Source organism: Bradyrhizobium sp. 604_D8_N2_3 (assembly GCF_051810765.1).
In the GTDB taxonomy this organism is placed as follows: Bacteria; Pseudomonadota; Alphaproteobacteria; order Rhizobiales; family Xanthobacteraceae; genus Bradyrhizobium; species Bradyrhizobium barranii.
In genome coordinates, this window is record NZ_JBPWPM010000001.1 from 5,180,347 (window position 1) to 5,194,360 (window position 14,014).

Genomic DNA, 14,014 nt, shown 5'->3' on the forward strand with positions numbered 1-14,014 from the left:
TTTTTGGAGCGCTTGACTCACCGCAACTATTGCGCACAAATTGGCGCCAATAAATGTACATAACAAATCGCGACGACGGGAGGAACAGTAGATGTCCGGCATCGATCGTAGAAGCTTAATGGTGATGTCGGTTCTCGGCGCCACGATGGGGCTCCGGGGCACGGCCCAGGCGGCGCCGAACGGGTATCCCGAGAACTATCAGAAGATCATCGACGACGCCCATAACGAGGGCAGCCTCCTCATTTACTCGATTATGTCGCCGGAAAACTGGCGTCCCGTGATCGAGGGCTTCAACAAGCTCTACCCGAAGATCAAGGTCGAGACCCTGGATCTCCCCGCCTCCCGCGAGAGCTTCGAGCGATATCTGGCCGAGCGGAGCACCAACAGCCGCACCTGCGACCTCATCGCGACGGCCGATCCGGGCGGATGGATCGATTTCCAGGAGCGCGGTGAAGTCCTCGACTACCTATCGCCTGAAGCGAAGGCCTGGCCGGATTGGTCAAAGCCGTTTCCCGGCGTCTACACCGTCTCGTCCGACCCCATGGCGCTGATCTGGAACAACACGCTGGTGGCCGACGGCAAGCGTCCCAAGACACTTGCCGAGTTCGTCGAGCTTGCGGTCGCAAACGAGAAGACCTGGCGCAACCGCATCACCAGCTACGGCGTGCATCAAACAACTTTCGGCTACGGCATCAGCTATGCGTTCGTGAAGCAGCACGGCGAAAAGGCCTGGGACTGGTTCGCCCAACTTGCAAAGCTCTCGCCCCGATTCGAGCGCTCCGGCGGCCCAATGACCGAGAAGGTCACCTCCGGCGAATACACCATGGGCTTCTTCGTTTCGGCCATCACCTTCTGGCCGCGCCTGAACGATCCGGCGCGGGCAAAGATCCTCGGCTGGAGCTTCATCGGAGACGGTCAGCCGGTCGTGCTGCGTGGCATCGCGATTCCGAAGGGATCGAAGAACGTCAACGCAGCAAAACTGATGCTCGACTACGTCGTCTCGGAGGACGGTCAGCGCGCATTCGGACGGGGCGGCCTGACGCCGGCACGCCCCGGTGTGAAGCCGGGCGACGGAATCCGCCACACCTACTCGTCGATCGTGGAAGCCGTCGGCGAGCAGAACATCTGCTACATCGGCTACGATCGGGACGCGGTGCGGGACTACGACAGCTTCCTCGCGCGCTGGAAAAAGACCTTCAATGTCGCTTGACGCAAGCAGCGCACTGGGGTCATCGGCCGCGGACGCCTTGCCGAAGCCGCTGCCCGGCCGCGATACCGTCATCCAGTATGGCATGGCGCTGCTGACAATTGTCCTGATCGCAGCGCCTCTCCTGCCCGTTCTCTATCAATCTTTCCTGGATCGTGCGCTCTACGATTCCGGCCAGCAACTGACGCTGGGCAATTTCGGGCGCCTGCTTCGCACCGACGGCTTCGCGCTCGTCATCTGGAACACGTTCGTGTTCGCCACCCTCACCACCGTGATTTCGCAGACGCTGGGCACGCTGGCGGCGGTGCTGTTCGGCCGCACCGACATGCCGTTTGCCCGGTTGTTCGGCGAGCTCTTCCTGTGGCCGATCTATCTCTCGGCGCTGGTACTGTCGTTCGGCTGGTACACGATCTACGGACCGGCCGGCTACCTCACGCTTCTGGTTCAGTCGATCTTCGACGGCGCGCCCTGGAATCTCTACTCGCTGCCAGGCATGGCGATGATCGCAGGCGTCTCGCAAGCACCGGTCGCCTACATCTACTGCATGTCGTCGGCCTCGATCACCGACCCGACTTTGGAGGAAGCCGCGCGCGTGACCGGCGCCGGCACCTTGAGGACCTTGTGGCGGATCACGCTGCCGCTCCTCATGCCGGCGATCGCCTATAGTGCCGTGCTGAACTTCACTGTGGGACTGGAACTCCTCGCGATTCCGCTGGTGTTCGGAGATCCCGCCGGCATCACTGTGCTGACCACGTTCCTCTACAACAACGGCGTGGCGTCGGCCCGCCCCGATCACGGGCTGGTGGCAACGGCTGCCGTGCTGATGCTTGCCGTCGTCTGCGTGTTGGTGTGGCTACAAGGACGCCTGCTCGGCAATACAAGGCGCTTCGTCACGCTCGGCGGCAAGGCCACGCGACCGCGCCCTTTCCGCCTGAACAACCTGCGCTGGCCGCTTTGCATCGTCTCGGCGATCTACATCACCGCAACTGTCGTGATGCCGATCGGCGCGCTGCTGCTGCGCGCCTTCACGAGCCTGCTGTCGCCGATGGTGCCGATCAGCGAGGTGCTGACGCTCGGCAACTTCGCCAACATACTCGAATACCCGGTCTACCCGCGTTCGATCTGGAACTCGCTGATCGTCAGTTCGGTCGGTGGCGTCGTCGCCACTGCGATGGTCGCCCTGATCGCCATCATCGTGCTGCGGTCCGACTTCCGCTGGCGTGGCGCGCTACACTACGTCGCACTGTTTCCCCGTGCCGTGCCCGGCGTCGTCGCCGGCATCGGTTTCTTCTATGCGTTTGCGCTCGTGCCCGGCTTGGGCGGCCTCCGAAACACGATCTGGATTCTGGTTGCCGCCTTCACGATGCACTTCATTCCTGTGGGGCTCGGTGCCGTTGCTCCGATGTTGTTGCAGATGAGCCCGGATTTCGATCGCGCCGCCCGTACGCAGGGCGCGGACTGGTGGACGACGAGCCGGCGCATCGTTTTGCCTTTGTTGCGGCCGGCACTCGTTGCCTGCTTCATCATCCTCTTCATCACGTTCTTCAAGGAATACACGACAGCGATCTTCCTGTTCGCTCCCGGCAGCGAAGTGATCGGGACCACGCTGCTCCAGGCATGGACGCAGGGCGAGGTCGGTCTGGTGTCCGCGCTGGCGACGATCCAGATCCTGGTCATCGGCGTCTGTGTCACGGCGGCGCGCGCTTTTCTCGGAGTGAAGCTTTATGGCTGAGTTGCTGATCGAGAACCTGCACAAGCGGTACGGACCGGTCAAAGCGATCGACGACGTCAACATCCACGTTGCCGATGGCGAGTTCGTCACGCTGCTGGGGCCGTCAGGGTGCGGCAAGTCAACAACGCTCGGCGCCATTGCCGGACTGGATCAACCGACGAGCGGACGCATCCGCGTCGGCAACAAGACCTATTTCGACGGAGAAAAGGGAATCTTCCTGCCGCCGGAAGCGCGCCATTGCGGGCTCGTGTTCCAGAGCTACGCTTTGTGGCCGCACATGACGGTCTATGACAACGTCGTGTTTCCGCTCAAGCTGCGCAAGGTATCGACCGCCGACTGCAAGCGCCGCGTCGAGGAGAGTCTCGCTCTCGTCGAGATGGAGCGCTTTCAGGACCGCTATCCGCATCAGCTCTCGGGCGGCCAGCAGCAGCGGGTCGCGCTCGCGCGAACGTTGGTCTACCAGCCCGAAATCCTCCTGCTCGACGAGCCCCTGTCGAATCTCGACGCAAAGCTGCGCGATCGCGCCCGGACCTGGCTTGCCGAACTGCGCACGCGCCTCGGCCTGACGACGATCTACGTGACGCACGACCAGGTCGAAGCGCTGGCACTGTCCGACCGCATCGTGGTCATGAATGGCGGCCGCATCAGCCAGATCGGCTCGCCCCAAGAGATCTACACGCGGCCGGCAGACAGTTTCGTCGCCGACTTCATCGGAACGACCAATTTCCTGAACGGCGACGTGGTCGGGGCGCCCGACGGCGATGGACAGACACTGGTCAGTCTCGCCGATGGTCAGCGCGTTCTGATCAAGTCCGACAAACGTCCATCCCTCGGCGACAAGGTCACGTTTGCCTATCGCCCCGAGCAGATGCGCCTGACGGCGGCCAACGATCAGGCGATCGGAGGTTCGATCGTCGAAGCCGACGTGGTCAGCCATTCCTATGTTGGCGGCCGATGGCAAATCGGATTGAGCGTCGGCGGAAATCAGATCCGCATCGAAACCCAGGAGGCAACGACTGACCGCCAGTTGCGCCTGTGGCTGCCTGTCACCGGCGGCATCCTGTTTACAGAACGGAACCATGGTAAATCCCACTGACGCCACCTCTCCCGAAAGCGGACTGCATCAGGCCGACTACACCCCCGGTGTCCGCGGCCCGCTGACAGGGCTCCGCGTCATCGACCTCTCGAGGCTGGTCGCAGGCAATCTGCTCACCCAGCATCTCGCCGACTTCGGCGCCGACGTCATCAAGGTCGAGCCGCGCGAAGGCGATACGCTGCGCGGCTGGCGCACCAAGGGTGTCGAAACCAACTGGAAGATCCATTCGCGCAACAAGCGCAGCATCTGCCTGGAATTCCGTCACGACGAAGCGGTGCCGCTGATCCGCAAGATGATTCCCGGCGCCGCGATGCTAGTCGAGAGTTTCCGTCCCGGCACGCTCGAGCAGATGGGGCTCTCGCCGGAGGAACTGCTGCGGCTGGAGCCCAAGCTTGTGATCGTTCGCATATCGGGATGGGGGCAGACCGGCCCCTATCATCGCCGGCCCGGCTTCGGGACATTGGTGGAAGGCTTTTCGGGTTTCGCCGAGATGAACGGCTTCCCCGATCGAGAGCCGGTATTGCCGCCTATGTATCTGGCCGATGCCCTGTCCGGTCTCACCGGAGCGTTCGCAGCCATGGCGGCGCTGCGGGAAGTCGAGATCAACGGCGGAAAGGGACAGGTGATCGACCTGCCGCTGCTCGACCCGATCGTCAACTCGCTCGGGCCTCAGGCGGCAAATTACCGTTTGACCGGCGTGGTCAAACCGCGCAGCGGGAGCCGCTCGAGCGGCTCGGTACCGCGCAATGTCTACCGCACGCTCGATGGCGGCTGGGTTTGCCTGTCGGCATCCACGCAAGGCATGGCGATGCGGGTGCTGCGTTCGATCGGCCGCCCGGAACTCTGCGAGGATCCAAAGTTCAAGACCAACGAGCAGAGGCTCGTCCATGTCGCCGAACTCGACAAGATCATCGGCGATTTCATCGCGACACGAACGGTCGACGACAACGTCGCCTTCTTCGAGGCGGCCGAGGTCACGATCGGTCCGGTCAACGACACCGTCCGCTTGATGAACGATCGCCACGTGCAGGCCCGGCGACTGCTGGCCGACTATCCCGACGAGGACATGGGAACGTTCCCGATGCACGCCGTCCCGGTACGCCTGTCCGAGACGCCCGGAAGCATCCGGACGCCTGCGCCACGCCTCGGTCAGCACAGTCGCACCATCCTGGCCGAAGCCGGCCTCAGCCCTGACGACATCGATGCCGCCCTCGCCTCGGGCGTTGTGAAGGAAACCAGCACATGACAGTTGAACGAAAATTCCCCGTCTGGCGCTCTGCGCTGTTCGTACCCGCGAACGTCGAGCGGTTCGTGGTCAAGGCCGTCGAGCGCGGCGCGGACGCGCTGATCATCGATCTCGAGGACAGCGTGCCGCTGGCTGAAAAGGCCAACGCTCGAAAGCTGATCCCGGGCATCGTGAAGCGCTTTCGCGACACCGGAAGTTCCGATGTCATGGTGCGGATCAACCAGCCGCTCGAATTGGCGGTGCCCGATCTGGAAGCGGCTGTCATCGCCGGCGTGGACGCGATCAAGATCACCAAGGTCGAAGGCGCCGAGCATCTGCGCCTGCTCGACGAGATGGTGACCAGACTGGAGATCGAGCGCGGATTGCCCATCGGCAAGATCTGGTTTGTCGGCCTGATCGAGGCGCCCGGTCCTCTCTCCAGGGCTCACGAGATCGCGCGATCGATCCCGCGGCTGGCCGGCATTTCACTGGGTGCGGAAGATTATGCCACCGCCATCGGCGCCAAGCCGACGGAAGAAACCCTGTTGATGCCGAAGCAACAGGTCGTGCAGGCAGCCCGCGCCGCCGGCATCATGCCGCTCGGCACCATCGGCTCAGTCGCCGATTTCTCCGATCTGGAAGGATACACAAGGATCGTCAGGCGCTCTGCGGACTTTGGCTTCGTGGGCTCTGCCTGTATCCATCCGTCGCTGGTGCCGATCCTGAACGAGGGTTTCAGCCCCTCCGCCAAGGAGGTGGCGGACGCCGAGCGCGTCGTTGCGCTCAACAAGCAGGCGGCTGCCGAGGGCCGCGCATCCTTCGCCATCGACGGCAAGATGATTGATATTCCGATCGTGCAGCGCGCCGAAGCGCTGCTCGAACGCGCGCAAGCAATCGCCGCCCGCGCGCATCGCCCTCGTTGATTGTGCCACCCCAGCGCGGCGCGAAGCGCCGTCTCTGGGGGCCAAGGACATTCGATAGAGCGCGCGCCAGCCCTTACGCCACCGCCCTCACCTTGCTGATGAAGCCGTCGACCTCCGACGTCAGCGAGGTCGACTGGCTCGACAGGTTGGCGGCGGCCTTCAGCACGCCGGACGCGGCGCGGCCGGTCTCGTTCGCCGCTGACGATACGGTTGCGATGTTGCGGGTGACGGTCGAGGTCGCTTCCGCCGTGTGCTGCACGGTGTTTGCGATCTCGGCGGTGGCCTTGTTCTGCTCCTCGATGGCGGCGGCGATGACGCGGTTGATACTCGAGACCTCCTCGATTGTCTTGACGATGCCGTCGATCGCCGAGACCGCCTTCTGCGTCGCCCCCTGGATCTCCGTGATCTGGGCGCTGATCTCTTCGGTCGCCTTCGCCGTCTGCGAGGCCAGGTTCTTCACCTCGCTCGCCACCACCGCAAAACCCCTGCCGGACTCGCCGGCGCGGGCTGCCTCGATCGTCGCGTTCAGCGCCAGCAGGTTGGTCTGGCCGGCGATCGAGGTGATGAGGCCTATGACCTCGCCGATGCGATCGGCGCCGTCGGCAAGCGCGCGCATGGTGCTGTCGGTTTCCTTGACGGTGACGACCGCCTGCTCGGTGGCGCGCGTCGCCTGCTCGACTTGACGGTTGATCTCGCGGATCGAGGCGTTGAGCTCCTCCGCAGCAGCCGCCACGGTCTGCACGCCGCCGCCGACCTGGTCGGCAAGGGTCGAGGCCGAGCCGGCCTGGGTCTGGGCCTCGGCTGCCGTGCCCGACATCGAGCGCGCGGTCGTCTCCAGCTCGCCCGAGGCGCTCGACAGCGTCTGTACCATCTGGCCGATGCGGCTTTCGAATTGCCGCACGAGGCCGGACAATTCGGATGCACGCTTCTCCTTGTCGGCGCGCTCGGCGGCCTGGTCGCCGGACAAGCGCTCGGCGTTGATCATGGCTTCCTTGAACACCTGGAGCGCCGCGGCCATGCGGCCGATCTCGTCGTTGCGGCCGAGACCCGGCACCTCGCCGGCGAAATCATGCGCCGCGAAACGGGTCATGACACCGGTGATCGCGGTCAGCGGCCGGGTGACGCGGTTGCGCATCAGCATCAGCCCGCCGATCGTCAGCGCCAGCGAGGCCGGCACCAGCAGGCCGAACAGGATCAGGCTGAAGCGGGCGCGCGAGGCGCCGTCTTCGGCCCGCGAGATCATGTTGGCGAGCGCGGTTTGTGTGACGATCACGACGTTGTTGGCGCCGACAAGCTGACGATCGCGGTAGTCGATGCCTGCGACGCCGGCGGGCTCGCCGGCGAGCAGCTTGGTCGCAATGGCATTGCGTTCGTCGCTGAGCGCGCCGGAAATTTCCGGCTCGGCGTTACGGATCGCCTGCAACAGCTCGGGCGAGGCCACATTCGGGCTGAGATCGCGCACGACCACCCAGGACTGCTGGATGCGGCCGCGCAGATCGGCAAAGGTGACGCCATCGGCGGCGGTCCAGGTCTTGTTGGCGAGGATCGAGGAGAACTGGATCAGAATGGTCTGGCCGGCATTGGCGCGGGCCTGCCAGGAGGCCTGCTTGGCGATCAGGAGGCGATCGACCACGGGATCGATCAGCGTCATCGCGTTGTCGACATGGGCGGTGACGTCGCCGATCGCGTCCATATAGGCGTCGCTGATCCTGGCCCAGCTCGGTTGCAGGTTCGCGTCACGCGCCGCCTTCTCCTGCTTCAGCGCAGTGACCGCGCGCGGCCGCAGCTCCTCGAGCTGCGCCCAGATGCCGCGGAGCTTGTCGAGCTTTTCGGCAAGACCGGGCGCTTCAGCAGAGGCGAGGCTCTGCAAGGCCTGCGCGTAATTCTTCTGCACGGTGGCTCGCTGGTCGGCGAGACTGCTCATGACGCTGTCGGGCGCGGGGGCAGCCGACGCCAGATAGCTCAGCGTGTCACCGCGCTCCAGGCGGAAAATCACGAGCGTATTGGTCAGGTCGCGGCTGGCGACCGCGAGCGAGACGATGCGGTTGCTGTCCGAGTAGCGGGTGACCGCGAGCTTCAGCGCATAGGCGCAGATGACGACGAGGACGAGACCGAGAGACCCAACCACCGCCCCGAGGATGCGGGCGACCGAACGCTGCTTTTGCATCGACTGATCCATATTGCCGCCAAGACGCGGTTCGCGGGCAATCTACGGAGCGAACGATGAGATTTGATTTAAGATTGAACGGCTTTGGCTACCAATCTCTTCCGGGAAAATACGGAAACCGGTAGTTCGATACTCCCCTCAGACCCGTGCGTCCGAGGGTGCCCGCTGCTTGAGCAGCCGGGCGCAGACGAGACCAAGCGCCACCATGATCGCGGCGCTCGTGAGCAGGGTCGAGACCTTGCCACCGTGCTGGAGGCCAAGCCCATAGGCGATCGGGCCAACGGTCTGCCCCATGAAGAAGAAGAACGAATGCAGCGACATCGCCGTCGCCCGCGCCCCGATCGACAGCTCGCTGGCAAACACCTGCAGGCAGCCGTGGATCATGTAGAAGCCCCAGCCCATCGCCAGCATGCTGGCGAATTGCAGCTTCCATCCGGGACCGAAGGCGAGCACGCCGAGCTGCAGTCCGACGAGGCCCGCGCCCGCAATCATCATGCCCCTGACGCCGAGCCACGGCAGGAAGCGTGAGACCGTGAAGGTGTAGAACAATCCGCCGATCGCAAAGCCCGCGATCACGATGCCCGCGATCGACGGCGACTTCTCGCCGAGATCGAACAGCAGCGCGGCGATGAATGGAAACAGGCCGAATACGCAGCAGCCCTCGACGAAGACAGCCGAGTAGCAGTAGCGCGTGTTGGGGTTGGCGAAGATGGTCCGGTAGCCCTGCCGCAAGGCCTTCAGATCGGTCTTCGGCGGCGCCGTCAGCGCGGCACCGCGAAAGCCCGCCGCCACCGCAACGGCCGCGATCAGGCCGAGCGCGCCGAGCATCATGAGCACACCGCGCCAGCCGATGAGTTCACCGATGATGCCGGAGGCGGTCGCGCCGAGCAGATTGCCGGTCATCGACCCCGCAAGCGTGCGGCCGATCGCGACCTGCCGCTTGGCCGGTGCGACGAGGTCGGCGGTCAGGCCGAGGGCGACCGGAAACACGCCACCGGAGGCGATCCCGGCGAGGATGCGGCTCGCGAATAGGCCCGAGAAGGTGGTCGCGACCGCGCCAAGAATGCAGGAGACGCCAAGCAGCGCCAGGCACAGTGTCATCAACCGCGCCTTGCCGAACAGGTCGGCAGCGGCTCCGATCACCGGTTGAACCAGCGCGTAGATCAAGGCGTAGCCGGCCGCGATGCTGGCGGCCGTCGTGATGCTGATCGAAAAATCTTCCGCGACATGCGGCAGGACGGGATCGAGCGCGCGCGTGGACAACGCCGCCGAGAAGCTCGCGAGCGCGATGATATTGATCGCGGGCGGAAACTTCTGGTCGGACGACGGCCCGGTCGCAGGCTGGGACATCAGCGCGTTGTGCTTTTCGTCACCGCGTCGAATGCCATCAGCGTGCGGATCAGCCCTTCGAACTCGCGCAGCGGCACCATGTTGGGCCCGTCCGAGGGCGCGCGATCAGGGTCGGGATGGGTCTCGATGAAGACGCCGGCAACGCCGACCGCGACGGCTGCACGGGCCAGCACCGGCACGAATTCACGCTCGCCGCCCGAGGACGTCCCCTTCCCGCCCGGCTGCTGCACTGAATGGGTGGCGTCGAAGATCACGGGCGCGCCGGTGGTGCGCGCCAGGATCGGCAGCGCGCGCATGTCGGAGACCAGCGTGTTGTAGCCGAACGAGGCGCCGCGCTCGGTGACGAGCACGTTGGGATTGTTCGCGGTCGTGATCTTGGTCACGACATTGGCCATGTCCCAGGGCGCAAGGAATTGCCCCTTCTTGACGTTGACGACCTTGCCCGTCACGGCGGCCGCCAGCAGCAAATCGGTCTGCCGGCACAGGAAGGCCGGGATCTGGAGGATGTCCACGGCTTGCGCCACCTCGGCGCACTGCGCGGCGTCATGCACGTCGGTCAGGACCGGCAAGCCGAGGGAGGCGCGGATCTCGGCGAAGATCGGCAGCGACTGTGCGAGCCCGAGACCGCGCGCTGCCGACGCGCTGGTGCGGTTGGCCTTGTCGAACGAGGTCTTGTAGACGAGGCCGATCTTCAGCCGCGCGGCAATCTCCTTCAGCGCGGAGGCCACCTCCAGCGCATGCTGGCGGCTTTCGAGCTGGCACGGCCCGGCAATGATCGAGATCGGCAGATCATTGCCGAACTTGACCGTGCCAATGGTGACGACCGGCGCTGCTGACGTCGAAGAGCTCAAGGCCAATGTCCCTCGTTTCGGCGCGACCATAGCCGCCATCAGGGTCGGATCAACCCCATTCGCCCCGGGCCACCCGAATATCAGGGTTGCGCCGGGGTTCCGTGCGAGGCCCTTGCGCCGGCGGCCCCTTACTTCACCGCCGAGAAGGCGGTCGGCGTCAGGAGCTGGCTGACGATGTTGCCGACGATCTGGCCGTCCGCTTCGCTCTCGGCACGCGCCTTCATCCAGTCCGGGTCGGTCATGAACTTGCCCCACTTCGCTTCGCGGTCGGCGAGCGAATCCCACGCCAGGAAATAGGTCAGCTCCTGGTTGGAATCGCCGATCAGCGTGGTGAAGAACCCGGCCTGCTTGATGCCGTGCTTCTCCCAGAGCTTCAGCGTGACCGTCTCGAACCGCTTCAGGAGCGCCGGCAGGCGGCCGGGCACGCAACGGTAGATGCGCATTTCATAGATCATTCTTGTTCCTCCCTGATGACGTCGGGGGTTATAGCGGCTGGCCGTGACGGTGTCTTCGGCCCTGCCCGATGCCGCCCGCGGCGTCTGGCGCATGGCTTGCCGGCCCCGATCGCACCCGGTTCCCGTAATGCTGCCGCAATGATACTGCCGCTACAACGCTTCGGTTGAGGCTCAGGTGCGGATCATGCGGATTTTGCTCGTCGAGGATGAAGCGGAGATGGCCGGGGCGCTGGCCTCGGCGCTCAAACGGTACGACATGATCGTCGATCACGTGCCAACGCTTGCCGAGGCCGAAGAGGCCATTTCCGCCGACGTGCACGCCGCCGTGCTGCTCGATCGCCAGCTGCCCGACGGCGACGGTCTTGCCCTGATCCCGAAACTGAGAGCGCGCGCCGACGGTGTGCCGATCATCGTGTTGACGGCACGCGGCGAGCTCGCCGATCGCGTCGCCGGGCTCGACAGCGGGGCGGATGATTATCTGGCAAAACCATTCGCGGTGGAGGAATTGCTGGCGCGCCTGCGCGCGGTGTTGCGCCGGCCCGCCGGGCTTCAGCCCGATATCATTCGCGCCGGCCGCCTCACCTTCGACTTCGGCCATCGCGAGGCGAGCGTCGACGGGGCTCCGCTCGAACTGCCGCGGCGGGAGCTCCTTGTGCTCGAAGCCCTGGTCCGCCGTATGGGCCGGACCGTGCTGCGATCGGCGCTGGAGGAAGCGGTCTACAGCTTCGACGACGAGATCCAGTCGAACGCACTCGATACGCATGTCTCGCGGCTGCGCCGCAAGCTTGCCGAAGCCGACGCGCACGTGGAGATCCACGGCATCCGCGGCGTCGGCTATCTCCTGAAGAAACTGCCGTGAGCAGGCACTCCGACCCATATTGCCTGCGCTCTCGGCTGAGCTGGCGCCTGCTTTCGCTCCAGGCCGCGCTGTTCGTCGCTTTGGTCGTCGTGATCATCGGCGCGCTTTGCGCTACAGGCTTCGTGCTGGTCCAACGGGACGAAGATCGCGTGATCGACGTCGTCCAGAGCGCGCTCGCGCGCGACGCAGCCGGCGGCCTGACGCTGCGGCCGACGGCTGAGCTGAAAGCGTTGCGCGAAGAGGCCCCCGACCTCTGGTTGCTGGTTCGCGACAGGCAGGGGCATTCGCTCAGTGAAGGCCCCGTGCCGGCTGAATTCGCGGGGATCGGCGGCGCCCTCGACCAGATCAGCCAGGCGCGGCTCGGCTGGCAGCTCTTCGAGGACGACCCGCGCAAGCCGGCGGCGCGGTTGAAACGCATCGACACGGCCGCCGGCAACGTGCAGGTCATCACGGCGACGCAGGGCAAGCTCAGCGGCGCCAAGGCGGTGTTCACGACGTCACTCGTGTTGCTGGGCATCGCGCTCCCCGGCCTGCTGTTGATGGGGACCGCGACGTTCATCGCGACGCCGATGGTCGTGCAGCGCGCTTTCAGAGGATTGGACGCGACGGCAGACCAGGCCCGGCGGATCGATATCCATCAGCGCGGCGCGCGGCTGTCGGTGGAGCAGATTCCGCTTGAAGTCGTGCCGCTCGTGGCCGCGGTCAATGACGCTCTGGCGCGGCTCGATCAGGGTTACGCCCGCCACAAGCGCTTCGTTGCCGACGCCGCGCACGAGCTGCGTACGCCGATCGCGATCCTGAACACGCGGCTGGAGTCATTGCCGTCGGGACCGGACAAGACCCGCCTGATCGAGGATGCGGCGCGACTCGCGACGCTTGCCGAGCAATTGCTGGATATCCAGCGGCTCGACCGTTGCGGGCATCCATTCGTGCCGGTCGACCTGGTCTCCGTCGCGCAAGGCGTTGCCGCCGACCTCGCACCGCTCGCGATTGCGGCCGGCTATGAGCTGTCCTTCGACGCGCCTGCGGCGCGGATCGACGTACTCGGCGACGCGGCCGCGCTCGAACGCGCGCTGACCAACCTCGTGCAGAATGCCATCCAGCACGGCCCTCGCCGCGGCACGATCGTCATTCGCGTCAGCCGCCCCGCCAGCATCGAGGTCACCGACGAGGGCGCGGGCATTCCGGCCGATCAACGCGAGCTGATCTTCGAGCCGTTCTATCGGCTCACGCCGCTCGATCGCGGCGCCGGCCTCGGCCTCAACATGGTGCACGAGATCATGCTCCTGCATGGCGGTCACGTTTCGGTCCTGGACGGACCGAACGGCGGTGCGTGCTTCAGGATGACGCTGCCGCCCCTGCAACAGGGCTAATTCAATTCGTCTCTGCGTCTCAAGCGCAATGCTGTCGCAATGCGCTCAGGCGACTCTTCGACCGCCTCACCTCTGATTTGCGAGGCGCAATCGAAATGCCGGAGTGCGCATGCCCAACGATTTCCTCTCATTCTTCCTGTCCTGGATGTCGGCCCCGCGGCGGGTCGGCGCGATCGCGCCTTCGGGCGCTGCCCTTGCCGATCTCATCACCCGCGAGATCACCGCAACGACCGGCCCGATCCTCGAGCTCGGCCCCGGCACCGGCGCTTTCACCTACAAGCTCCTGAAACGCGGCGTGCGCCAGCAGGACCTCACGCTGATCGAATACGGTTCGGACTTCACGAAGCTCCTGCAAATTCGTTTTCCCGGCGCGCGCGTGTTGTGGATGGATGCAGGGCGGCTTACGACGGAGCGGCTCTATGACGGCGCGCCGGTCGGCGCCGTGGTCAGCGGCCTGCCGCTGCTCAATATGTCGACGCGCAAGGTCGTCTCCATCATCGGCGGTGCGTTCCGCTACGTCCGCCCGGGAGGCGCGTTCTATCAATTCACCTACGGGATGAGCTGCCCCGTACCACGGCCGGTGCTCGACCGGCTGGGCTTGCGTGCAAAGCTGGTGGATCGCGCCTTGCTGAACGTGCCGCCGGCCGCCGTCTACAAGCTGACGCGACGGCCGCAGATGAAGATCGTCACGGGAACGATTGCGCCTGATGCCTCAATGCCGGTCGCGCCGGCGCCGATGCACCTCGTGCGCGACTACACCGCCGCGCCCTGAGGCA

12 protein-coding genes are annotated in these 14,014 nt (G+C 65.2%); 8 read left to right on the top strand and 4 right to left on the bottom strand.

Annotation, left to right across the window (positions count from 1 at the left end; all coding sequences use genetic code 11):
• Positions 1–91: 91 nt before the first annotated feature.
• The 5 genes from AB7245_RS24650 to AB7245_RS24670 are packed head-to-tail and all read left to right on the top strand — an operon-like array spanning position 92 to position 6,183.
• Positions 92–1,210, top strand: coding sequence for an ABC transporter substrate-binding protein (locus AB7245_RS24650; RefSeq protein WP_245344247.1), 1,119 nt, complete (start codon positions 92–94; stop codon positions 1,208–1,210).
• Positions 1,200–2,939 carry an ABC transporter permease gene (locus AB7245_RS24655; RefSeq protein WP_085404606.1) on the top strand — a complete coding sequence of 580 codons (1,740 nt, stop codon included), beginning with the start codon at positions 1,200–1,202 and terminating at the stop codon, positions 2,937–2,939. The genes AB7245_RS24650 and AB7245_RS24655 overlap by 11 nt, the downstream gene beginning before the upstream one ends.
• Positions 2,932–4,035 (top strand): ABC transporter ATP-binding protein, encoded by a 1,104-nt coding sequence (locus AB7245_RS24660; RefSeq protein ID WP_354116182.1) that lies wholly within the window; start codon positions 2,932–2,934, stop codon positions 4,033–4,035. The genes AB7245_RS24655 and AB7245_RS24660 overlap by 8 nt, the downstream gene beginning before the upstream one ends.
• Positions 4,019–5,281, top strand: a complete 1,263-nt coding sequence (locus AB7245_RS24665; RefSeq protein ID WP_439035048.1) for a CaiB/BaiF CoA transferase family protein — start codon at positions 4,019–4,021, stop codon at positions 5,279–5,281. Before AB7245_RS24660 ends, AB7245_RS24665 begins: the two co-directional genes overlap by 17 nt.
• Positions 5,278–6,183: an HpcH/HpaI aldolase/citrate lyase family protein gene (locus AB7245_RS24670; RefSeq protein WP_014494995.1), complete on the top strand. Its 906-nt coding sequence runs from the start codon at positions 5,278–5,280 to the stop codon at positions 6,181–6,183. The genes AB7245_RS24665 and AB7245_RS24670 overlap by 4 nt, the downstream gene beginning before the upstream one ends.
• A 73-nt stretch (positions 6,184–6,256) precedes the next feature.
• Here the strand turns inward: AB7245_RS24670 and AB7245_RS24675 are convergent, their stop codons facing one another.
• The 4 genes from AB7245_RS24675 to AB7245_RS24690 all read right to left on the bottom strand — a co-directional run bounded on the left by AB7245_RS24675 (position 6,257) and on the right by AB7245_RS24690 (position 11,006).
• Positions 6,257–8,350, bottom strand: a complete 2,094-nt coding sequence (locus AB7245_RS24675) for a methyl-accepting chemotaxis protein (protein ID WP_085404745.1) — start codon at positions 8,348–8,350, stop codon at positions 6,257–6,259.
• Positions 8,351–8,488: 138 nt separating this feature from the next.
• Positions 8,489–9,700 carry an MFS transporter gene (locus tag AB7245_RS24680; protein WP_085404603.1) on the bottom strand — a complete coding sequence of 404 codons (1,212 nt, stop codon included), beginning with the start codon at positions 9,698–9,700 and terminating at the stop codon, positions 8,489–8,491.
• Positions 9,700–10,551, bottom strand: a complete 852-nt coding sequence (gene kdsA / locus AB7245_RS24685; protein WP_085404602.1) for a 3-deoxy-8-phosphooctulonate synthase — start codon at positions 10,549–10,551, stop codon at positions 9,700–9,702. Before kdsA ends, AB7245_RS24680 begins: the two co-directional genes overlap by 1 nt.
• Before the next feature lie 128 nt (positions 10,552–10,679).
• The gene (locus tag AB7245_RS24690) at positions 10,680–11,006 is read right to left on the bottom strand and encodes an NIPSNAP family protein (RefSeq protein ID WP_085404601.1); all 327 of its coding nucleotides are present in this window, start codon (positions 11,004–11,006) and stop codon (positions 10,680–10,682) included.
• Positions 11,007–11,190: 184 nt separating this feature from the next.
• Here AB7245_RS24690 and AB7245_RS24695 point away from each other — a divergent pair, with 184 nt between their 5' ends.
• The 3 genes from AB7245_RS24695 (at position 11,191) to AB7245_RS24705 (ending at position 14,010) form a co-directional block, all read left to right on the top strand.
• Complete coding sequence (locus AB7245_RS24695; protein ID WP_354116181.1) at positions 11,191–11,865, top strand: response regulator transcription factor; 675 nt, start codon at positions 11,191–11,193, stop codon at positions 11,863–11,865.
• Positions 11,862–13,238, top strand: coding sequence for a sensor histidine kinase (locus AB7245_RS24700; RefSeq protein WP_085404600.1), 1,377 nt, complete (start codon positions 11,862–11,864; stop codon positions 13,236–13,238). Before AB7245_RS24695 ends, AB7245_RS24700 begins: the two co-directional genes overlap by 4 nt.
• A gap of 109 nt (positions 13,239–13,347) precedes the next feature.
• On the top strand, positions 13,348–14,010 hold the full coding sequence (locus tag AB7245_RS24705; RefSeq protein ID WP_085404599.1) for a class I SAM-dependent methyltransferase: 663 nt from the start codon (positions 13,348–13,350) through the stop codon (positions 14,008–14,010).
• Positions 14,011–14,014 lie beyond the last annotated feature (4 nt).

Bases quoted from the DNA above. Each gene is read 5' to 3' on its own strand.
- AB7245_RS24675 (WP_085404745.1), bottom strand. From the start codon at position 8,350: ATGCAAAAGCAGCGTTCGGTCGCCCGCATCCTCGGGGCGGTGGTTGGG.
- AB7245_RS24690 (WP_085404601.1), bottom strand. From the start codon at position 11,006: ATGATCTATGAAATGCGCATCTACCGTTGCGTGCCCGGCCGCCTGCCG.
- AB7245_RS24665 (WP_439035048.1), top strand. From the start codon at position 4,019: ATGGTAAATCCCACTGACGCCACCTCTCCCGAAAGCGGACTGCATCAG.
- AB7245_RS24680 (WP_085404603.1), bottom strand. From the start codon at position 9,700: ATGTCCCAGCCTGCGACCGGGCCGTCGTCCGACCAGAAGTTTCCGCCC.
- AB7245_RS24655 (WP_085404606.1), top strand. From the start codon at position 1,200: ATGTCGCTTGACGCAAGCAGCGCACTGGGGTCATCGGCCGCGGACGCC.
- AB7245_RS24670 (WP_014494995.1), top strand. From the start codon at position 5,278: ATGACAGTTGAACGAAAATTCCCCGTCTGGCGCTCTGCGCTGTTCGTA.
- AB7245_RS24650 (WP_245344247.1), top strand. From the start codon at position 92: ATGTCCGGCATCGATCGTAGAAGCTTAATGGTGATGTCGGTTCTCGGC.
- AB7245_RS24705 (WP_085404599.1), top strand. From the start codon at position 13,348: ATGCCCAACGATTTCCTCTCATTCTTCCTGTCCTGGATGTCGGCCCCG.
- AB7245_RS24695 (WP_354116181.1), top strand. From the start codon at position 11,191: ATGCGGATTTTGCTCGTCGAGGATGAAGCGGAGATGGCCGGGGCGCTG.
- AB7245_RS24660 (WP_354116182.1), top strand. From the start codon at position 2,932: ATGGCTGAGTTGCTGATCGAGAACCTGCACAAGCGGTACGGACCGGTC.